The following is an 18,774-nucleotide window of genomic DNA, read 5'->3' as shown; positions in this document are numbered from 1 at the left end:
GCTGTTTCATGCTTCCATCCCGGTTCGCAATCCGGAAAACGTCGCACGTGTCATTGCCGAACTGTGGGGCGGATTTCATGCCCCGTTCCCTTCCTTTCCCGATTCGTGGATGGCGATTGCCGGCGACGACCGTGGCTCGATCATCGAGACCTATCCCAACGATCGCGTACTCAGCCCCGACGGCGAACAAGTTTCATTTGTGCCAGGCTCGAGCACGGCCCTGCGATACAGCGCTTTTCACATTGCCATTGCGAGCAAGCTGTCCCCCGAGGAAGTATTCGCGATCGGCGAGCGAGAAGGCTGGCGTGCGGTGCGCTGCACGCGCGGCCGCAACTTTTTCGATGTGATCGAGTTGTGGATCGAAAACGTTCTGCTGATCGAAGTACTGACGGAAGAGATGCAGAAGCAGTATCTCGCCTTTGCCACGCCTGCAAACTTGCGTGCTCTTGCGGCTGCGGCATCTGCAGCGTCTACAGCGGCGCAAGTATGAATCGATGAGCGGCGTCGCGAGTCTCTATCTCCTGATCACCGCTCTCGCCTGCGCGCCGCTCCTTCTACACTCGGCACAAATGCCGAACAGAACCAACTGACATCCCGTCACCGCGAAGTCGAGGCTGTTCGCGACAGACTGCTGTCGCGCCTCGATTTCCGCATCGAAGAACTCATAGATTCGACCGCAGACCGTGCAGACGAGGTGATCGTGCCGGGTTCCGTCATTCAGCTCGTAGACCATGCGGCCGTCGCCAAAGGCCACGCCGGACAATAAATCCGCATCCACGAGTTGACCGAGCACGCGATAGACCGTGGCGAGACTCATGTTGCGCATGTCTTCATTGAGAAGCTTATAGACCTGTTCAGCGCTGAAGTGGTCACGAGAGTGCTCATGAAAAAACTCCAACACCAGGACTCGTGGGAATGTGGGCCGCAGGTGGGCTCGCTCCAGAATTTTATGAGTGTTCATGGACGTCGTGGCAATGGCGAAGCAGCGGCCGACCTGTTGGATTCAAGTTCGCCACCATGAAGAAGTCGTCGGAATGACGTCGCGCTATTTCGGCAAGACCAGCCGCGAGTGGCCGAACTATGTAAGCCGGCTCCTTAAGAGAACCTTAAGCGCCAGTTTCAGGGCGCGTTGAACGGTCGCGAACCGATGAACTCAAACGGCCTGCTTTGGCTAAATTACGTATTCCTTTCGCTTGGGATCTGCCGTCAAAATCGCGCCACACTGCCTACTGGCGCATGCCACAACGCGTTAAGCTTCGCCCCCTCATTGTTCTTTTGGCGCCACGCGGCTTATTTTTTTGTCACCTCATTTATTTTCATCGCCCTATGATTGGGGGGCTCGTTTTCCGCCGCATTCGCTAGCATGCGTCCACTGAGCCGATTTGAAAACCATGCAATAGATAAGCGCGCACCATGGCAAAGCCATTGAAATGACGTGTCGCGCAATAAACATCCAATAACTACTTATGCTTCTCGCAATTTGCGCAACAACGGTTGCAAATGTATTGCATGCGCGTTCATGGCGCTGGTGGAAAGAGCAATTGATACTCTCAATTACCGCTTGATCTCGGAGCCAACAAAGTATGAAAAAGTCTTTACTCGCGGCCGCGCTCTTCGGCGCATTTACGATGTCGGCGCATGCGCAAAGTAGCGTGACGCTCTATGGCCTCATCGATACCGGATTGGTTTACACGAACAATCAGTTCGGGCACAGCAATTGGCAGGAAGTGAGCAGCTCGACCCAGAACACGGTGTTTGGTCTCAAGGGCTCGGAGGATTTGGGTGGCGGCTTGCACGCGGTCTTCAAACTCGAGCAAGGTTTCCTGCTGAACAACGGTGCCCAGGCATTCTCCGGTGATGGTTTTGGCTCTCAGGCGTGGGTCGGCCTGCAAAGCGATCCTTACGGCACCTTGACGTTCGGCCGCCAGTTCGACGTGATGAACGACCTCGTCGGACCGCTCACTGCGGAGTTCAACACGTGGGGCGGCAGCATGGCCGCGCATCCGTTCGAAAACGACAACCTTGCTGCGAATTCCGTCGTGATCAACAACTCGGTCAAATACGCGAGCCCGACTTACCGCGGCGTTACGTTCGAAACGATGTATTCGTTCAGCAACAAGGCCGGCGACTTCGGGAATAACCGGTCATACGGTTTCGGCGTTTCGTATGCGCAAGGTCCGGTGAATCTTGCCGCAGGCTATCTGCAACTGAACAACGCGGGCAACGGCAGCGGCGCGGTGACCTCGAGCGATGCAAGCGCGAACTTCCTCGCCCAACGCCAGCGTATCTGGTCGCTGGGTGGTAACTACACGTTCGGGCCGGCCACGGTCGGGCTGGTGTGGAGCCATGCTCAGATCGACAACGCATCGGGTGTGTTCTCGTTCGGCACGGGCAGCTACCTCGGTTCGGGCGACACGTCTGCCGGATCACTGGGTGGTTCACTGCGTCTCGACAACTACGAGGTGAACGCAAAGTACGCGCTTACGCCGGCGTTGAGCGTATCCGGCGAGTACACGTACACGCACGGCGCCTATAACGGTTCGTCGCCGGGATGGAACACGGCCATGCTGCAGACCGATTACTCGATCAGCAAGCGTACGGACTTCTATCTTGAGGGCGTCTATCAGAACGTGCACGGTGCGCCTGCGGACTCTGTACTCTCGCATGCCATGATCAACACGTTGTCGCCGTCGGCGACCAACACGCAAGTGGCGGTCACCGTGGGGATGCGTCACGCGTTCTAAGCAGTTTCGCATCGAGTAATGTGTGAACACGTATGCCTGGCTTCTGCCGGGCATGCGTCATCGTGCAAGCGTGATCTGTTCCGGGTACTCCGATCTTCGGGAGACGCAACAGAGTCTCTTCGAGCTCACGCACTGATGACAGCACCTTGCGACCAAAGTATTCCACGTCCTCGATGAGATGCGGTAGGCCCGCCAGCATGAGGTCGACTCCCTGTCTTTGCAGTGCCTACGTGTCCTGCGAACCTTCGTTCTTCGCTTCAGCCAGAATCTGCTGGATGGCTTGCTCGAAAGTTTCGACAGGCTGTCCGCCGCTCACCAGATAGCGGCGATTGAAGATAATGGCCGGCACCGACTGAATACCCATTGCCTCGTTATTGCGCTCCTCCGCGCGAACCTCCGCGGCATAGGTTCCGTTTTGCAGTACGTCACGTGCCTCGGTGGCGTCGAGCCCAACGGATTGCGCCGCTTCGATCAGCACTTCGTGGTTACTGGTGTCCTTGCCTTCGGCGTGATAGGCCCGCAACAGCGCCAGCTTGAGCGGCAACTGCACACCTTTGATGCCGGCCCAATGCAACAGACGGTGCGCATCGAAGGTGTTGTAGACGTGCGTGCGCGGGCCGAAGGCAAAACCAACGCTCGCACCACGCTCGCGGATCGCCGCCTGCGTTTCGGCGATTTGCTCCGGCGTACGCCCATATTTTTTGCCAAGATAGTCGACAATGGTTTCGCCTTCCGGTCCCATGTCCGGATTCAACTCGAATGGATGCACAACGATTTGCGCGTCGACAGCGTCGCCTAGGCGCGAGAGCGCGCGTTGGAGCGAGGAGAGGCCGATCGCGCACCACGGGCATGCGATATCGGAGACAAAATCGATTGTGAGCGGTTGTGTCATTGTGGTCGTCCGGATGGAGATAATCTGTTGCGTGGCCGGCTTGCCAGAGCGACGGCCGCAAACAGCGTAACCTGAATTGCCAGTATTTGCAGGACCGCGCTCGTGACGGAACGCGCGCCGGCGTCTTACAATTCACCAACCGCAGTTGGAGCCATTGACCACGCGCGCAACAGGGTTGCCGGCAGGCGTCATAATCCATCTTCTCCGTCGTGCACGGCAACGACTGCTTTTCCAACGTTGAAAGGAGCTTCAAATGAGCAAGGGATATTGGGTGACGTCATATCGCGCGACGAAAGACGCGGCCAAGCTTGGCGCATATGCGCAGCTTGCCGTGCCCGCGGTGACGGCTGCCGGCGGCAAATTCATCGTGCGTGGGGTGGCGGAGGAGGCTCGTGAGCAAGGCTTGAAGGAGCGGACAGTCGTGATCGAGTTTCCGACCTACGAAGCGGCCGTCGCCGCCTACGAAAGCGAACTCTACAAGAAAGCGCTGGCGGCATTGGGCGATGGCGTCGAGCGCGATCTGCGGATTGTGCGCGGCACGGAGTAACGCAAAAGAATGCGGCGAGCGCGACCTGCTTATGCAGGTTCGCGCCCAAAGGCGGCAATCCAGCGTGATGCAATGCAACGGCAGGCCACCCCCTGCCGCGCTTCCCACCGAAATCTACTTCACCGCGCCCAGCGCGAGCCCCTTCACCAGATACCTCTGCAACCACGCGAACACGACCGAAACCGGCAAGGTCGCGCAGAGCGTAGCGGCCATCACCAGATGCCACTCGACCACGTATTTCCCGGCGACCATGTCGGTTACCTGCACGGTCAGCGTCTTATTCTCCGGTGAGCGGATCAACGTATATACGACGGCAAACTCGTTCCACGCGTTGATGAACGTGAAGATCGCGGTGACGACGATCGCCGGCACCGCGAGCGGCAGGAACACCTTGAAGACTGCCTTGGTCCGTCCGCATCCTTCGAGCCACGCCGACTCTTCCAGATCTCGCGGCACCGTCTGAAAGTACGAAGACAGCATCCACACGGCAAACGCGATGTTGAAGGCCGCGTAAGACACGATCACGCCGATCTTGGAGTCGACCAGGTTCCCATCGCCATAAGGAATCATCGCTGCGAGCCGGAACAAACCGACTACGAGCAGGATAGGCGACAACATCTGCGTGACGAGCAGGAACTGACGGTAGAGCCCGCGTCCTCGAAACGGAAATCGGGCCAATGCATACGCCGCCGGCAAGCTGACAGCCAGCGCAAGCGCGGTCGACAGCAAACTGATCACCGTACTATTGCGCAGCGCCACGCCGAAATTGGCTGCCACCCACATATCGGAGAAATTGCTCCACTGCCAATGCACCGGCAGCCAGCGCGCCGGATAGACAAAAATCTCGGAAGCCGGCTTCAATGCGGTGAACAGCATCACGGCAAACGGAAACAGCACCACCACGACCAGTGGCGACAGCGCGAGCCAGCACCACAGCGAGCGCTTCATCTTGACGCTGAGACTCATGACGGATCTCCTTCTTTCGCGGGCTGCAGGCGCAGATAGGCGATCGAGAAAACGAACAGCATGACGAGCATGATCAGCGACACCGCCGCGGCTTCGCCGGGACGCCCGAGCCGGAAGCCGAGCTCATAGAGATACGTGACGAGAATGTGCGTGCTGTTGTCGGGGCCGCCCTGCGTCATCACCCAGATGATCGGAAACGAGTTGAACACGTAGATCACGTTCAACAGAATCGTCATGTTGATGAACGGCCGCAACAGCGGCATGGTGAGTTTGCGAAACTGCTGCCAGGCGCTCGCGCCGTCCATGCGCGCGGCTTCGTAAATATCGCCGGGCACCGAGGACAAGCCGCCCAGCAGAATCGTCACGGTGAACGGAATCGACACCAGAATGCCGACTGCGATTTCGACCGGGAACGCGAGCTCCGGCGTTGCCAGCCAATGAATCGGACCGCTGATCAAGCCGAGCCGCTGCAGCGTGACGTTGACCATGCCGTAGTCGTCGTTGAAGGCCCAGCGCCAGACCACGGCGGTCATGGTCAGCGAGACGGACCACGGCAGCATCACGATCGTGCGTGCCACGCCGCGTCCATAGAAATCCTGATTCAGCACCAGTGCAACGGGCACCGAGATCAGCACCGTGCCGCCCACCACGCAGACGGTCCAGACAACGGTTCGCTTAGCGGCGGCAAGAAACGCGGGATCGCTGAAGATCGTGTAGAAATTCTGCAGACCGGTGAAGTCGCGAATCGCGCCGAAGCGCGAGACCTCGTGCAGCGATTGCCACACGATGTTGAAGATCGGGTAACTGATGATGAAAAGCGCCAGTACCAGACTCGGCGCAATCAGCAACCAGGGCGCTTGCAGGCGCGTAGAAGCGGAACGGCTCATGCGTGCTCGATCGTAAGAAGCGTCCGCATTGACGAGCGGGCGCGACGGGATGGGCCGGATAGTGCAGTACGAGCGAAACGCGCACCGCCTTCGTGGTGGCGGCGCGCGTTCCGGGTTCAGCAAATCGCTACGAGATCAGTGCGACTTTGCTGCGCGATCACTTACCAAGCGACTTGTTCGCTTGCGTGGCCGCCGCGTTCAATGCGTCAGCCGGTTTTGCCTTGCCGAGATAGATCGACTGCATTGAATCGGTCACGGCCTTCGCGGTGTCTTCCCAGCCGGTCACGGTCGGCGCGAAGTGGGCAGTCGGCAGCAGCGCGACGAAGGCCTTGGTGTCCGGATCGTTGAATGCCGGATCGGTCGCCTCAGCCTTGGTGGTCGGCAGGAAGCCTTCGGTCGTGGTGAACTCCACGCGCGGTTCCTTCGTGAACAGATAGTCGAGGAACTTCCACGCCGACTTCTTCACCTTCGAGTTCTTGAACATCACGATCGAGTCCGTGACGGCGTAGGTGGCGTGGGCCGTGCCCATCGGAATCGGATCGATGCCGTACTTCAGGTTCGGCGCTTCCTTCTTGATCTGTTTGGCGAGGAACGGTGCGGAGATCATCATCGCGACGCGGCCTTGCTTGAACAGATTCTGCACGTCTTCGCGGCTATAGCCGGTCACGCCCGGTTGCGTCAGGCCCTGGTCGATCATCGACTTGTACAGCGTGGCTGCCTTGATACCCGCCGGCGAATTGAACGCCGCCTTGCCGTCCTTGCCGACCACGTCGCCGCCATTGGTCCACAGGGCGTAGTAATAGTAGACGTCGGTTTCGATTTCCTTGCCTTGCAGACCGAAGCCGGCAATGCCCTGCGCCTTCAGTTTCTTCGACGCTTCGATCACGTCGTTCCAGGTCTTCGGGCCGTCGGGATAGCCGACTTTCGCGAGCAGGTCCTTGTTGTAGTACAGCGCGCGCGCGGACGCGGCGATCGGCAGGCCGTACACCTTGCCGTTGATTTCACCCGGCGCGAGGAACGGGCCGATGAAGCGGCTCTTGAAGCTCGCGTCCATGTAGCCGTCGAGCGGCTCGGCGACGTCGTCCTTCACGAAGTCGAGCAGCCAGCGTGTGCCGACGATCGCGAGGTCGGCGTTGGCGTTGCCGGAAATGTCGGTCTGCAGTTTCTGTTGCAGCGTGTCCCAGTTCACGTCTTCGATCTTGATGGTCGTGCCGGGATTGGCCTTCTCGAAGTTACGGGCCATCTTTTCGAAGTACGGCGCAGTCGCGTCGCTGTAGTGCGCGACGGTCACGCGAACCGTGTCGGCGTGAGCCGCGACGGCGATACCTGCAAACGCGAGCGCCACGGCGACTTTGCCTAGCGCGAGGGAAGCACGGGCATGCAACGACATTTCTCTCTCCTGGATGGTTTGCTGCCGTCGCCGGCCGCTTCGGGTTGAATTGTTTGAAAAAATCCTACATGACGCAAAATAGCTTGTCACGTAGGGTCTGCCATATTTTTTCCCGGCCGGTTTTGTGCATAAGATGCTGTAAAGCAGGGGTATTCTGCGCAACGCGATGTCACGGATACCCAATCTTCGGGATGACTAGACAACTGCGTCGAACTGGGTTTGTAAGAAATTTACACGCTAATCCAGTGCTGGCGGCGCGGTTGAAGAGCGAGGCGGACATGAATCGTGTGGTGTTGGTTACGGGCGCTTGCGGCGGCATCGGCAGCGTGTTGTGCAAGCGCTTCGTGGAGCAGGGCGATACGGTGCTGGCGCTCGACATCGACGCCGCTGCGCTGAAGGCTTTGACCGCACAACTCGGCGAGACGCATGTCACGCCGATCGCGGTCGATCTGGGCGATGCCGCCGCAGTGCAGCAAGCGGTGGCCGCCGCGGTCAAGGTGCGCGGTCCCGTCGACGTGCTGGTCGCCAACGCGGGCGCCGCACAAGGTTTGACGCTCGCCACGACCGATGTCGCGAGCTGGCAGCGCGACATTCATCTGAATCTGAACGGCACCTATCACACGGTCGAGGCCGTGCGCGCGTCGATGATCGAGCGGCAACGGGGCGCGCTGGTGCTGATCGGTTCGGTGAACGGCATGGCCGCGCTCGGTCATCCGGCGTATAGCGCGGCGAAGGCCGGGCTCATCAGTTATACGAAGGCGCTCGCGCTCGAACTCGGCCGCTACGGGATTCGCGCGAACATCGTGTGTCCGGGCACGGTGAAGACGCAGGCGTGGCAGGCGCGAGTCGACAAGAATCCGCAGGTCTTCGAGGATCTGAAAAAGTGGTACCCGTTGCGTGACTTCGCGACGCCGGACGACATCGCCGACGCGGTGCTGTTTCTGGCATCGCCGATGGCGCGCGTGATTACCGGCGTTGCGCTGCCGGTCGACGGCGGCCTGATGGCCGGCAACCGTCTGATGGCCGAAGAACTGACGCTCGAGTCGTTCTGAACGGCCCGAAGCAGCAAACAGCAACACCTAGGCAGCACGAGATCGAGTCAACGAAGCAAGACGATGAGGACAGCATGGCAGCAGTGCAACTGAGCGGCATCTTCAAGCGCTATGGCGACACGCAGGTGGTGCACGGCATCGATCTCGATATCGACGACGGCGAGTTCGTCGTGCTGGTCGGCCCGTCGGGCTGCGGCAAGAGCACGCTGATGCGCATGGTGGCGGGGCTCGAGGAAATCAGCGGCGGCGATCTGATGATCGGCGGCACGCGTGCGAACAGTCTCGCGCCGCAGCAGCGCAATATCTCGATGGTGTTTCAGAGCTACGCGCTGTATCCGCATCTGTCCGTCTACGAAAACATCGCGTTCGGGCCGCGGATTCGCAAGGAGTCGTCGGCGAGTTTCAAGCCGCGGATCGAAGCCGCCGCGAAGATGCTGAACCTCGGCGGCTATCTGGACCGTTTGCCGCGCGCGCTGTCGGGCGGCCAACGGCAACGCGTGGCGATGGGCCGCGCGGTGGTGCGTGAGCCGTCGCTGTTCCTGTTCGACGAACCGCTGTCCAATCTCGACGCCAAACTGCGCGTGCAGATGCGCACCGAAATCAAGGCGCTGCATCAGCGGCTGAAGAATACGGTGATCTACGTCACGCACGATCAGATCGAAGCGATGACGATGGCGGACCGCATCGTCGTCATGAACGCGGGGCGGATCGAGCAGATCGGCCGTCCGCTGGAGTTGTACGATCATCCGGCGAATCTGTTCGTGGCGAGCTTTCTCGGCTCGCCGTCGATGAATTTCGCCGAAGGTGTGATCGCGAGCCGCGCGCAAGGCCAGGGCCTCGCGTTGAATCTTACGGACGGCGGCGAGATCGTGCTGGAGGGCGCGCCCGCTTCGGCCGTGGTCGGCGCGAAGGTCACGCTCGGCGTGCGGCCGGAGCACATCGAAACCATGACGCAGACACCCGACGCGACAATGGAAGTCGAAGTGGTCGAACCGACTGGCGCGGAGACTCACTTGTACGGGAAAATAGGCGGCAGCACGTGGTGCGTGACGACTCGTCAGCGCTCGAAAATCGAGCCCGGCCAGCGCGTGACGCTGCGTTTGCCAGCCGAACATATTCATCTGTTCGATACGGAGAGTGGACGCAGGCTGGTCTGAACCGCGTGTTGCTGTTTGAGGTCGATACGAGCTTGCCTCAGGCTGACTGAAGTTGCGACGCGGATTCATTTAACCCCGCGCTTTTAAGGAACACCGGGTGTCCGCACCGAACTTGATTCCCCACATTCGCAGCGCGCTTGCCAGTTTGCGGCCCGCCGAGCGCAAGGTCGCCGACATGGTGCTGAGCGACGTCGACTTCGCGATGCGTGCGAGCATCACCGAACTCGCGCAGCGCGCGGACGTGTCCGAGCCTTCCGTCACGCGCTTTTGCCGCGCGATCGGTGCGCATGGTCTGCGCGACTTCAAGATGCAATTGGCGCAGAGCGTGGCGGGCGGGCTGCCGTATGCATCCACGGCGGTGGCGCGCGACGACGACGTGCAGACGCTCATGGACAAGGTGGGCGAGGCGGCGGTCGACGGCATCACGCATGCGCGTGGCGCGCTGGATCCGGCGGTGGTGGAGAGTGCGATCGCGGCGTTGTCGAGCGCGCGGCGGGTGTTTTTCTTTGGCGTCGGTTCGGGTTCGGGGCTGGTCGCGCAAGATGCGGCGCTGCGGTTTTTGCGGCTCGATATTGCATCCACCGCGTTTACAGATGGACATTTGCAGCGTCTCTACGCGGGCCTCATGGAACCGGGCGATGTCGCTTTTGCGATTTCACATTCGGGCCGCAGTGTCGAAGTCAACGAGAGCATTCAGATTGCCAAGGAACGTGGCGCGACCACGATTGCGCTGACCAATGTCGGTTCGCGGTTGGCGTGGCTAGTGGATATTGCGCTGCTGCTGCGCGTGCCGAGCCCGATCGATCCGAATACGCCAGGCGTGTCGCGGCTCGTGCATCTGTGCATCATGGACGCGCTGGCGATCGGCGTCGCGCTCAAAGCCGGACCGAAGACGCTCGAGAAGATGCGGCATGCGAAGGCGAGGTTGGCGTCGCATGAGCCAGAGGCGGCGGGGGATTGAGGGAGGGCGCGGAAGTAGCTCGTCTTCCGCGCAGTTTTGATTATTCGGCTCTCGAAACGATTACAAACGGCCAGTTTTCGAAAAAAACGATTACTCGGAAGCCCTGGTCATCCACCCAAAACGCCGCGACAACCGTGACGTCGCGGCGCGCAAAGTCCGCGCCGGGCCGCCTGCCAATTCACTGTCGAAGCTGCCGCTCGGCCCCATCAATGCCAGAACGAGGCAGATGCTGCCCGTATGATCCAGCACCGGCGCGGCTAGCGTATTGATGCCCGGCACAGGCCGGCTGAGCGCCGTATCGATCCCGTCCGCGCGGATTTGCGCAAGACGCTGCGCGTAGGCTTGCGTCAGCGGCGACAACGCCGACGCTGCATCCGTGCCGGCCGCCGGCGCCGCTTTGCCCGCAAAAACATCCGCCGCATCCGCTCCCGCCAACCGCAGATGATCCTGCGCCAGCAAACCCGCGCGCACATCGTCCGCGACATAGGCGGCGAACACGCGGCCGATCGCGGTATTCGCCAGCGACATCACCGTACCGACCCGCAAGCTCACATGCAGCGGCCGCGCCGATTCCTCCAGACGCACGACAGTCGGCCCAAGCGGCCCGAGCACCGCCATCGCGACGCTCATGCCCGTCGATGCCGCCAGTTCGACCACTTCGGGCTCCGCTTCACGCGTCGGGGACAAGCGCTGTAGACCGATCAAACCCAGTTCAAGCGCGAGCGGCCCGGCTTCGAAACAGCCGGACGCATCGCGATTGAGCAAGCCGATTTTCAGCAGACTCACTAGGTGCGGAAACGCCTTCGCCGGCGGCATGCCAGCGGCGGCCGCGAGATCGCGCAAGTTCAACGGCCGGGCGGCCGCGACCAGCGCTGCAAGTAATTCACCCGTGCTATCGAGCGACTGGATGCCGCGCTGCGGTTTCGCATCGGCGGCGGAATGAGCGTGAGAGGTGTCGAGAGAATCGGTCACGATGCAGAAGAAGCCAGCAAGGAAGGGGCAATAGCCAGTTCGGCGCCGATGTCGCGCGCCGTGGCAAGCAGCGCACGCGCGATCGCGCCGTCGGCGGCGACGTCGATTGCGCCGGTCGAGCCGATCACCGTCAGCGCGAGCGACAAGCGGCCGTCGGCATCCAGCACAGGCGCGCTCAGACTGCTGATGCCCGGACTCGGCGCATCCACGCTGTATTCGAGGCCGCACGCGCGGATCGCGTCCAGCGCGGCCTCGAAGGCGGCGCTTTCGTCAGGCGGTGTCATGGCGCGATTCGCCGCGCCCGACTGATTCGCCCACATGGCATCTAGCGCCTCGCGCGGAAGAAATGCGCAAAACACCCGTCCCGTCGACGTAGCCGGCAGTGACATCACCGTGCCTACATGCAAGTTGACGTGCAACGGAAAGCCGGCGTGTTCATAGCGAACGATGGTCGGCCCTTGCGGCCCGGCAATACAGATCGCGACGCTGAAACCGATCGCTTCGGCCAACGCAGCCACACTCGGCACGGCGGCGCGAAACGCCGGCTGGTTTTCCAGATGCAGCAAACCGAGCCGCAGCGACAGCGGGCCGGGTTCGTAACGGCCCGACAGCTCGTCGCGCTTGATCAGGCCCAGCCGGCTCAAGCTCACCAGATACGCGTGCGCCTGCCCCGGCGCGATCTGCGCGGCGCTGGCGAGGTCGGACAAGGCGAGCGGCGTGCGCGCCTGCGCGAGGGCCAGCAACACGCGGCCGCCCACTTCGACGCTCTGAATGCCGCGCTGCGTCTTGCCGACGTCCGTCGTCTCGGTGTCGCCCGCGCCTTTGCTCGTGGCCGATTTCGCTGCTTTGCTCACACCCGCGCTCGTCCGTAAAAAAGGGTCCATGTTAACCGAAGGCCTGTGCCTTCCTGTCCTCATCTTAGGCCTACTAGAATTTGCGTATAGCGATACATTTCGCTATTGACAAATAAACTGGCCCCGTCCTAAGATGCATTCACCCCGATACACCGGCGCAGCCACAGAGTCAAAAACGGGGCGAGACAATCCTCCAATACCGTCAGCCCGCGCGGCATTCGCGCAGCCGGCCGTCTCGCCTCACGTCCAACTTTTGAGGGAGACAAGCATGGCAAAGGCATTCGCATCCCAGGCCGATCTGGAAGTCAAGAAAGTCACGTGGACCAAGCTATCCGAGAACGCCTACGCGTACACCGCTGAGGGCGATCCGAACTCGGGTGTGATCATCGGTGACGACGGCGTGCTGATCGTCGACACCACCGCCACGCCGGCCATGGCGCAAGACCTCATCGCGAAGATTCGCAGCGTCACGGACAAACCGATCAAATACGTCGTGCTGTCGCATTACCACGCGGTGCGCGTGCTCGGCGCATCGGCGTATTTCGAGGAGGGCGCGCAGGAAGTGATCGCGAGCCGCGGCACGTACGAGATGATCGTCGAGCGTGGCGAAGCGGACATGAAGTCGGAAATCGAACGCTTCCCGCGCCTGTTCGCCGGCGTCGAAACGGTGCCGGGTTTGACGTGGCCCACGCTCGTGTTCGAAAAGGAAATGACGCTGTTCCTCGGCAAGCTCGAAGTGCGCATCGCCCATCTCGGCGCGGGTCACACGAAGGGCGATACGGTGGTGTGGCTGCCGTCGCAGAAAGTGTTGTTCTCCGGCGATCTGGTCGAGTACGACGCGGCCTGCTATTGCGGCGACGCGCAGCTCGAACAGTGGCCGACCACGCTCGAGGCATTGCGCGCGCTGAAGGCAGACAAGCTCGTGCCGGGCCGCGGCCCCGCGCTGACCACGCCGGAAGATGTCAACAAGGGCCTGGATTACACGAAAGACTTCGTCATCACGCTGCTGCAACAAGGCCGTGAAGCCGTCGAACAGAAACTCGATCTGAAGGCCGCGATGGCGCACACGCGCAAGGCCATGGACCCGAAGTTCGGCCACGTCTTCATCTATGAGCACTGTCTGCCGTTCGACGTGTCGCGTGCTTTCGACGAAGCGAGCGGCATTACGCATCCGCGTATCTGGACCGCGCAGCGCGACAAGGAAATGTGGGACGCGCTGCAAGCCTGATAAAAACAGACGCACAGCAAGACACAGCAGGGCGGAGAAGGACGGAGACACAAGATGAGCATCAACTACCAGGCGCTGTCGTTCGAATACCAGCCGTGTCGCGAACAGAGCGCGGAGGGCGGCGCGGACCATGCGGTCTACCCGGTGATCGTGGTCGGCGCGGGGCCGGTGGGCCTCGCTACCGCCATCGATCTCGCGCAGCAGGGGGTGCCGGTCGTGCTGGTCGACGACGATTGTTCGTTGTCCACGGGATCACGCGCGATCTGCTTTTCGAAGCGCTCGCTCGATATTTTCGACCGTTTGGGGTGTGGCCAGCGAATGGTGGACAAGGGCATTAGCTGGAATGTCGGCAAGGTGTTCCTGAAAGACGAGTTGGTGTACACGTTCAATCTGCAACCGGAAGCGGGCCACAACCGGCCCGCGTTCATCAACCTGCAGCAGTACTACGTCGAAGGCTTTCTGCTCGAACGCGCGCAGGAGATGCCGAATCTTGAGATCCGCTGGAAAAGCAAAGTGGTCGGCGTGCAGCAACGCAGTGCGCCCGCCACTCACGACGCCAGCGTGACACTAACAGTGGACACACCAGATGGTCAGTACGCGTTGCGCGGTCGCTATGTGGTCGCCGCCGACGGCTCGCGCAGTCCGATCCGCAATCTGATGGGACTCGACAGTAAAGGTGTGACGTTCAAGGATCGTTTTCTAATCGCCGACGTCAAGATGGAAGCGGAGTTTCCCACTGAACGCTGGTTCTGGTTCGATCCGCCGTTTCATCCGAATCAATCGGTACTGCTGCATCGTCAGCCGGATAACGTGTGGCGAATCGATTTCCAGTTAGGGTGGGACGCCGACCCGGTGTTGGAGAAGACACCTGAGCGCGTGATCCCGCGCGTGCGTGCGCTGCTCGGGCCGGACGCGAAATTCGAGCTGGAATGGGTCAGCGTCTACACGTTCTCGTGTTTGCGTATGGACCGCTTCCGGCACGGCAACGTGTTGTTCGCCGGCGACTCCGCGCATGGCGTGTCGCCGTTCGGCGCGCGCGGTGCGAATAGCGGTGTGCAGGACGCGGAAAACCTCGCATGGAAACTGACGATGGTGCTCGAAGGCAAGGCCTCCGATGCCTTGCTCGACACCTATGCAAGCGAACGCGAATTCGCTGCGGACGAAAACATCCGCAACTCCACGCGCTCCACCGATTTCATTACGCCGAAGAGCCCCGTGAGCCGTGTGTTTCGCGATGCCGTGCTGAAGCTCTCGCGTCATCATCCGTTTGCACGGCAATTGGCCAATAGCGGCCGGCTGTCGGTGCCGGCGGTGTTGCGTGATTCTCCGTTGAATACAGCGGACTGTGACCCGTTTGAAGGAGCGATGGTGCCGGGCGCGTCGTGTGTCGATGCGCCGGTTCAGGTCGCGGCACAACCGGCATGGCTGCTGCAGCAACTCGGCCAGCAATTCACCGGCGTGCTGTTCTGCGGCGAACAGGGTGTCGATCAGGCGATTCAGGCCGCGTTGAACACCTTGCGCGCGGGGCCGATTCCGTTGAAGCTCGTCGTGGTGACGCGTGGCGATCCGCAGGCGGTTGTGTCTGCGGGGGCGCAAGTTGCGCACGATATCGAGGGGTTGGCCCACGCACGCTACGACGCGAAGCCGGGAACGTTCTATCTGATTCGGCCGGATCAGCATGTTTGCGCGCGCTGGCGGCAACTCGATGCGAGTGATGTCGAGCATGCGTTGAAACGCGCGTTGTGCGTCGAGGGGACGGCTTGAACGTGCGGCATCAGCAAAAAAATAGCAGGAGACAGACATGGCACTGAACACTCAACCGAATCTCGCCCGCCCCGATGATTTCTACGAGGCGTTGATCGATATGCATCGCGATCTGGACGATGCGCAGAGCCAGTCGGCCAATGCGCAACTGATCCTGCTGCTCGCCAACCATATCGGCGATCACGCCACGCTGCTCGAAGCGCTGCGACATGCCCGTGAAGGCGTGGCCGACGTGTCGGTGCGAAACGGTAAAGCGCATTCGCTAGCTGCTTAAGCGCATAGCGCGACCACGGAGTGACTTTGCGCAAGGCCGATGTCGGAAGGCGTCAATAGTAATGATTTGTTGCGCGTGCTTCCTCGCAAACTCGCAATGGACAACCCGCGATCTCTCTCAATTTGTTCTTTCTGACTATCAGATTCTTCTTAGCAAGGCGGCACATGCGCTGCCTCATACTAGCCGGCTTGTTGAGCGAAGGATGATCCGATCGCATAGGGTGTGATGTTCCGGTGGGCCAGGTTGCTTCGTGCCGGCGCACCATGTCCTCGTGCGTTGCCGGTGGGAAATTTCCCACGTTCGGCTAGAAAGAGACACGAGATGAAACTGTTTTTGATAAGCGACCTTGTCGTTCAAGAGTTGGCGTCGATGAAAGTCGACGGAAAGTGGCTTTCTCCCGCGCAGTTTGCCGAATCGGCGTTGCTCTGGATTAACCATTACGCGCCTGGCCTGGCAGTGCCTGAATCGTTTTTTTTCGAACTCGAGTGCGAAGTGTTGCAAATCGCCACGCAACTCGCGGTCGAAGAATTGGCGTCGGTCGAAGATTCGCCATTAGCGCAGTTGTTTGGCGACTATCCAACGGTGAATTACGCGCATCCGTTGAGCGCGAAAGCGTTGGCCGCGACGCTGACAGCGTGCCGTGAAAAAATCTCCCGTGGCGCTCAGGCAGCAGCGTCGCCCGATGCGAGCTGGTCGCGACAGTTCGCCGCCTATGCGAAGAACGTGCCGCAGTCTCCGGGATGTCATCCCACCCTCTGTCAGTTGATGTGCCACATCGGTGACACGCTGAAGGCCTGATGCGTCGCTAAAGAGGGAAGGCTTCAGACGTTAGATCGGGTAGAGTCGCGGTTATGCGTCCGCGATTGCGCCCATCACGTCCGAACCTTGGCATGTATTCGATCGACTCTGTTCCGCTGCCGCACGATGGCCCGTCCGACCTTGCGTTGTGGCGGATCGACATCGACTTCACTGCGTCGCTCGACGCGCCGGCCTTCGCATCCCTCAGCGACGACGAACGCACGCGAGCCCGCAACTTTCGCCGCCATGAAGACGCGCTGCGTTTCGCCACCGTGCGCGCCGCGCTGCGTGAAGAACTCGCGCGGCGGCTCGACATCGCGGCACAGGCCGTGCGTTTTGCGCTCGACGCCAATCACCGCCCCCATCTCGCGGATTCGGATCGTTTCGATTTCAACGTATCGCATGCGGGCGCGCACGGATTGATCGCGATGTCGCCGGTTCGGCGCGTCGGTGTCGATATCGAGCAGTGCAGCGACAAATTCGATTGGCATTCGATCGCGGCCTTGACGCTCGATCCGGAAGAAGCCGCGTGGATCGAACGCCTCGACGCAGGCCGGCAGAGCGCTGCGTTTTACGATGCGTGGGTCGCCAAGGAAGCGCTCGTCAAAACGACTGGCGCGGGCATCACGCGCGGCTTGCAGCATTTGACGGTGCTGCCGCGTGAGAGCACGCGCGTGACGCTGCGCAAGCAGATTCCCGCCGATATGCGCGAGGTCGCCGCACACTGGCTTGCGGCACCGGACAGCTACGCTGCGTGCGTAGCGTGGTCGGTGACCGCGTTCCGGTAATCGCACACAAACACTGCGCGCTAAGCGTTGGCGTGCCCAAACGTCAAAGCCTTCGGCCAGCCGAACGCATGCACTTGTGTGAGTGGCTGCATGGCCGGCTGCGCAAGCGCGACCGCAGCGTGAATCTTGCCGGCCATCGGTACATCGAGCACATGCCAGCGGCCGTGTTCCGCGAGATCGAACGCGCCGGTTGCGGTGTGGCTGAACAGCAGTTCGACATCGATATCGACGGGCGCGTAACGCAGCGCATTGCAAAGACTGCCATAGCGAGCGCGGCGGCGCGAGGCTTCCGGCGCCTCGTCGGGCGACGCGCCTGGCGAAGGCACGACGACGCTCAATCCTAGCGTCGCCGACGCCACGCCGATCACGATCCAGATGCCACCGTACGCAATATCGATCGTGATGCCGCGGCCGTCGCGAGGATGACGCGCCCGCAGTTTCTCGTTGCCGTCGTCTTGCAGTTCGACGGCTTGCGGCTCGCAGTCGAACAGATTCCCAACGATCCAGCGCGCCACCACGCGTGCACTGATAAAGCGTTTGCGCAACGCGGCGTTCGGATGCAGCCGCGCGCGCTCGCGTTCGCTCTTCGACAGCCAGCTATCGCCTTCCTGCACCGGTACCGGCAGCCATTCGCAGCGGAACCGCCAAAGATGCAACTCGCCTGCGCGCGGCGCGGCGACGTTGTGCGGATAGCTGCGTGTCAGCGGATGGGCTAGGAATGCGGGTGCGGCCGCGACGGCAATAGTGGGTGCGATGCGGACGGGCTGCACGGCATGTTCGCCAGCACTGCGTTCAGCGGCGACTTCGCGCGGCTCGCCGCCGTCGCGCACACGCGAAGTCGCCGGGCAAGCCTGGTCCAGTTCCAAGGGCATAGGCCTGCTTCCTCAATGCATGTACGTGACGCGCCGGGCTTGCACGTCGAGTTCCACACCGGCGTCGAGCAGATCGATGGCGAACCAGCGAATCAGCTTCAGGACGCCACTTACCGCGGGCGCGGGCAGCCATTCGTTCAACATGCGTAACGCGGCACCGCTATGCGTTTTTTGCAGCAGCGCGATGGTCTGCAGGATCACGGCTTCGTCCTTGCCGAGATCGCTGGCGCAGCGGCAGCGCATATCGAGCGGTCGATACGACACGTGCATCAGCGAACGCATCAGCAGATCGAAGTGCTCGATGCCGTCCTGTCGCAGACCGACACCGCTGAGAATGTCGCGCCAGTGCACGCCGCCGCGCGCCGTTTCGCAAGCGGGCCGCAGCCACGTGCGAACGGCGCTCAGGACGGTGCGGTCGGGCGCGTCGGCGGTATCGGTCGGATGATCGTCGATCAGTTCCGGGCGGCTGCTGTGTTGAGAGCGAAAGTTCATCGATGCTCCTGGATGGACACGGTCCAATGAATCGCGCCGGCCGGATGGGACGGGTGCCGCGTCGCAGGCCAGCGCTTGTCGCGTGCGACGGATGGGCGATGACGCAGAGCCTGCGTCGGGTGCTTATGTGTCTGGT

20 protein-coding genes are annotated in these 18,774 nt (G+C 61.3%); 11 read left to right on the top strand and 9 right to left on the bottom strand.

Annotated elements, in window-relative coordinates:
- The first annotated feature begins 109 nt into the window (after positions 1 to 109).
- Positions 110 to 490, top strand: a complete 381-nt coding sequence (locus PQR42_RS08240) for a hypothetical protein (RefSeq protein ID WP_408383054.1) — start codon at positions 110 to 112, stop codon at positions 488 to 490.
- Positions 491 to 514: 24 nt separating this feature from the next.
- Here PQR42_RS08240 and PQR42_RS08235 read toward each other — a convergent pair whose 3' ends face one another.
- A complete protein-coding gene (locus PQR42_RS08235) occupies positions 515 to 961 on the bottom strand; it encodes a Fur family transcriptional regulator (protein WP_408383056.1) in 447 nt (148 codons plus the stop codon).
- Between the two features lie 622 nt (positions 962 to 1,583).
- On the opposite strand from PQR42_RS08235, the gene PQR42_RS08230 reads away from it, so the two are divergent.
- Positions 1,584 to 2,744, top strand: a complete 1,161-nt coding sequence (locus PQR42_RS08230; RefSeq protein WP_408204350.1) for a porin — start codon at positions 1,584 to 1,586, stop codon at positions 2,742 to 2,744.
- A 226-nt stretch (positions 2,745 to 2,970) separates the two neighbouring features.
- Here the strand turns inward: PQR42_RS08230 and PQR42_RS08225 are convergent, their stop codons facing one another.
- Positions 2,971 to 3,636, bottom strand: a complete 666-nt coding sequence (locus PQR42_RS08225; RefSeq protein ID WP_408204351.1) for a DsbA family oxidoreductase — start codon at positions 3,634 to 3,636, stop codon at positions 2,971 to 2,973.
- A gap of 253 nt (positions 3,637 to 3,889) precedes the next feature.
- On the opposite strand from PQR42_RS08225, the gene PQR42_RS08220 reads away from it, so the two are divergent.
- Positions 3,890 to 4,183 carry a DUF1330 domain-containing protein gene (locus PQR42_RS08220; RefSeq protein WP_408204352.1) on the top strand — a complete coding sequence of 98 codons (294 nt, stop codon included), beginning with the start codon at positions 3,890 to 3,892 and terminating at the stop codon, positions 4,181 to 4,183.
- A 114-nt stretch (positions 4,184 to 4,297) separates the two neighbouring features.
- On the opposite strand, the gene PQR42_RS08215 is transcribed toward PQR42_RS08220, so the two are convergent.
- The 3 genes from PQR42_RS08215 to PQR42_RS08205 all read right to left on the bottom strand — a co-directional run bounded on the left by PQR42_RS08215 (position 4,298) and on the right by PQR42_RS08205 (position 7,426).
- Positions 4,298 to 5,149: a carbohydrate ABC transporter permease gene (locus tag PQR42_RS08215; protein WP_310817278.1), complete on the bottom strand. Its 852-nt coding sequence runs from the start codon at positions 5,147 to 5,149 to the stop codon at positions 4,298 to 4,300.
- Complete coding sequence (locus PQR42_RS08210) at positions 5,146 to 6,036, bottom strand: carbohydrate ABC transporter permease (protein WP_408383058.1); 891 nt, start codon at positions 6,034 to 6,036, stop codon at positions 5,146 to 5,148. The genes PQR42_RS08215 and PQR42_RS08210 overlap by 4 nt, the downstream gene beginning before the upstream one ends.
- 157 nt (positions 6,037 to 6,193) lie before the next feature.
- On the bottom strand, positions 6,194 to 7,426 hold the full coding sequence (locus PQR42_RS08205; RefSeq protein ID WP_408204354.1) for an ABC transporter substrate-binding protein: 1,233 nt from the start codon (positions 7,424 to 7,426) through the stop codon (positions 6,194 to 6,196).
- A gap of 278 nt (positions 7,427 to 7,704) precedes the next feature.
- On the opposite strand from PQR42_RS08205, the gene PQR42_RS08200 reads away from it, so the two are divergent.
- The 3 genes from PQR42_RS08200 (at position 7,705) to PQR42_RS08190 (ending at position 10,596) form a co-directional block, all read left to right on the top strand.
- The gene (locus tag PQR42_RS08200) at positions 7,705 to 8,478 is read left to right on the top strand and encodes an SDR family oxidoreductase (RefSeq protein ID WP_408383060.1); all 774 of its coding nucleotides are present in this window, start codon (positions 7,705 to 7,707) and stop codon (positions 8,476 to 8,478) included.
- A gap of 74 nt (positions 8,479 to 8,552) precedes the next feature.
- A complete protein-coding gene (locus PQR42_RS08195; protein WP_408204356.1) occupies positions 8,553 to 9,635 on the top strand; it encodes an ABC transporter ATP-binding protein in 1,083 nt (360 codons plus the stop codon).
- A gap of 97 nt (positions 9,636 to 9,732) precedes the next feature.
- A complete protein-coding gene (locus PQR42_RS08190; RefSeq protein WP_408177307.1) occupies positions 9,733 to 10,596 on the top strand; it encodes a MurR/RpiR family transcriptional regulator in 864 nt (287 codons plus the stop codon).
- Between the two features lie 90 nt (positions 10,597 to 10,686).
- On the opposite strand, the gene PQR42_RS08185 is transcribed toward PQR42_RS08190, so the two are convergent.
- A complete protein-coding gene (locus PQR42_RS08185) occupies positions 10,687 to 11,568 on the bottom strand; it encodes an IclR family transcriptional regulator (protein ID WP_408204357.1) in 882 nt (293 codons plus the stop codon).
- The gene (locus tag PQR42_RS08180) at positions 11,565 to 12,452 is read right to left on the bottom strand and encodes an IclR family transcriptional regulator (RefSeq protein WP_408383062.1); all 888 of its coding nucleotides are present in this window, start codon (positions 12,450 to 12,452) and stop codon (positions 11,565 to 11,567) included. The genes PQR42_RS08185 and PQR42_RS08180 overlap by 4 nt, the downstream gene beginning before the upstream one ends.
- A gap of 238 nt (positions 12,453 to 12,690) precedes the next feature.
- Here PQR42_RS08180 and PQR42_RS08175 point away from each other — a divergent pair, with 238 nt between their 5' ends.
- The 5 genes from PQR42_RS08175 (at position 12,691) to PQR42_RS08155 (ending at position 17,274) form a co-directional block, all read left to right on the top strand.
- Positions 12,691 to 13,650, top strand: coding sequence for an MBL fold metallo-hydrolase (locus PQR42_RS08175; protein ID WP_408383064.1), 960 nt, complete (start codon positions 12,691 to 12,693; stop codon positions 13,648 to 13,650).
- A 54-nt stretch (positions 13,651 to 13,704) separates the two neighbouring features.
- The gene (locus tag PQR42_RS08170; protein WP_408383066.1) at positions 13,705 to 15,414 is read left to right on the top strand and encodes an FAD-dependent oxidoreductase; all 1,710 of its coding nucleotides are present in this window, start codon (positions 13,705 to 13,707) and stop codon (positions 15,412 to 15,414) included.
- Positions 15,415 to 15,451: 37 nt separating this feature from the next.
- Positions 15,452 to 15,688 carry a DUF2783 domain-containing protein gene (locus PQR42_RS08165; protein WP_408204360.1) on the top strand — a complete coding sequence of 79 codons (237 nt, stop codon included), beginning with the start codon at positions 15,452 to 15,454 and terminating at the stop codon, positions 15,686 to 15,688.
- Between the two features lie 321 nt (positions 15,689 to 16,009).
- A complete protein-coding gene (locus PQR42_RS08160; protein ID WP_408493609.1) occupies positions 16,010 to 16,486 on the top strand; it encodes a hypothetical protein in 477 nt (158 codons plus the stop codon).
- Between the two features lie 92 nt (positions 16,487 to 16,578).
- A complete protein-coding gene (locus tag PQR42_RS08155; protein WP_408383070.1) occupies positions 16,579 to 17,274 on the top strand; it encodes a 4'-phosphopantetheinyl transferase family protein in 696 nt (231 codons plus the stop codon).
- 20 nt (positions 17,275 to 17,294) lie between these two features.
- On the opposite strand, the gene PQR42_RS08150 is transcribed toward PQR42_RS08155, so the two are convergent.
- Together PQR42_RS08150 and PQR42_RS08145 are read right to left on the bottom strand one after the other, a co-directional pair.
- Positions 17,295 to 18,146, bottom strand: coding sequence for a 4'-phosphopantetheinyl transferase family protein (locus PQR42_RS08150; RefSeq protein ID WP_408383071.1), 852 nt, complete (start codon positions 18,144 to 18,146; stop codon positions 17,295 to 17,297).
- A gap of 12 nt (positions 18,147 to 18,158) precedes the next feature.
- A complete protein-coding gene (locus tag PQR42_RS08145) occupies positions 18,159 to 18,638 on the bottom strand; it encodes a hypothetical protein (protein WP_408204364.1) in 480 nt (159 codons plus the stop codon).
- Between the last annotated feature and the right edge of the window lie 136 nt (positions 18,639 to 18,774).

Source organism: Paraburkholderia sediminicola (genome assembly GCF_046027355.1).
Classification (GTDB): Bacteria; Pseudomonadota; Gammaproteobacteria; order Burkholderiales; family Burkholderiaceae; genus Paraburkholderia; species Paraburkholderia sediminicola_B.
The sequence above is the reverse complement of the archived record's forward strand: the minus strand, read 5'-3'. Positions and strand labels throughout refer to the sequence as shown.

Bases quoted from the DNA above. Each gene is read 5' to 3' on its own strand.
- PQR42_RS08195 (WP_408204356.1), top strand. From the start codon at position 8,553: ATGGCAGCAGTGCAACTGAGCGGCATCTTCAAGCGCTATGGCGACACG.
- PQR42_RS08220 (WP_408204352.1), top strand. From the start codon at position 3,890: ATGAGCAAGGGATATTGGGTGACGTCATATCGCGCGACGAAAGACGCG.
- PQR42_RS08240 (WP_408383054.1), top strand. From the start codon at position 110: ATGGCGATTGCCGGCGACGACCGTGGCTCGATCATCGAGACCTATCCC.
- PQR42_RS08145 (WP_408204364.1), bottom strand. From the start codon at position 18,638: ATGAACTTTCGCTCTCAACACAGCAGCCGCCCGGAACTGATCGACGAT.
- PQR42_RS08150 (WP_408383071.1), bottom strand. From the start codon at position 18,146: ATGCCCTTGGAACTGGACCAGGCTTGCCCGGCGACTTCGCGTGTGCGC.
- PQR42_RS08215 (WP_310817278.1), bottom strand. From the start codon at position 5,149: ATGAGTCTCAGCGTCAAGATGAAGCGCTCGCTGTGGTGCTGGCTCGCG.
- PQR42_RS08205 (WP_408204354.1), bottom strand. From the start codon at position 7,426: ATGTCGTTGCATGCCCGTGCTTCCCTCGCGCTAGGCAAAGTCGCCGTG.
- PQR42_RS08230 (WP_408204350.1), top strand. From the start codon at position 1,584: ATGAAAAAGTCTTTACTCGCGGCCGCGCTCTTCGGCGCATTTACGATG.
- PQR42_RS08210 (WP_408383058.1), bottom strand. From the start codon at position 6,036: ATGAGCCGTTCCGCTTCTACGCGCCTGCAAGCGCCCTGGTTGCTGATT.
- PQR42_RS08235 (WP_408383056.1), bottom strand. From the start codon at position 961: ATGAACACTCATAAAATTCTGGAGCGAGCCCACCTGCGGCCCACATTC.
- PQR42_RS08225 (WP_408204351.1), bottom strand. From the start codon at position 3,636: ATGACACAACCGCTCACAATCGATTTTGTCTCCGATATCGCATGCCCG.
- PQR42_RS08200 (WP_408383060.1), top strand. From the start codon at position 7,705: ATGAATCGTGTGGTGTTGGTTACGGGCGCTTGCGGCGGCATCGGCAGC.
- PQR42_RS08155 (WP_408383070.1), top strand. From the start codon at position 16,579: ATGTATTCGATCGACTCTGTTCCGCTGCCGCACGATGGCCCGTCCGAC.
- PQR42_RS08165 (WP_408204360.1), top strand. From the start codon at position 15,452: ATGGCACTGAACACTCAACCGAATCTCGCCCGCCCCGATGATTTCTAC.
- PQR42_RS08175 (WP_408383064.1), top strand. From the start codon at position 12,691: ATGGCAAAGGCATTCGCATCCCAGGCCGATCTGGAAGTCAAGAAAGTC.
- PQR42_RS08170 (WP_408383066.1), top strand. From the start codon at position 13,705: ATGAGCATCAACTACCAGGCGCTGTCGTTCGAATACCAGCCGTGTCGC.
- PQR42_RS08180 (WP_408383062.1), bottom strand. From the start codon at position 12,452: ATGGACCCTTTTTTACGGACGAGCGCGGGTGTGAGCAAAGCAGCGAAA.
- PQR42_RS08160 (WP_408493609.1), top strand. From the start codon at position 16,010: ATGAAACTGTTTTTGATAAGCGACCTTGTCGTTCAAGAGTTGGCGTCG.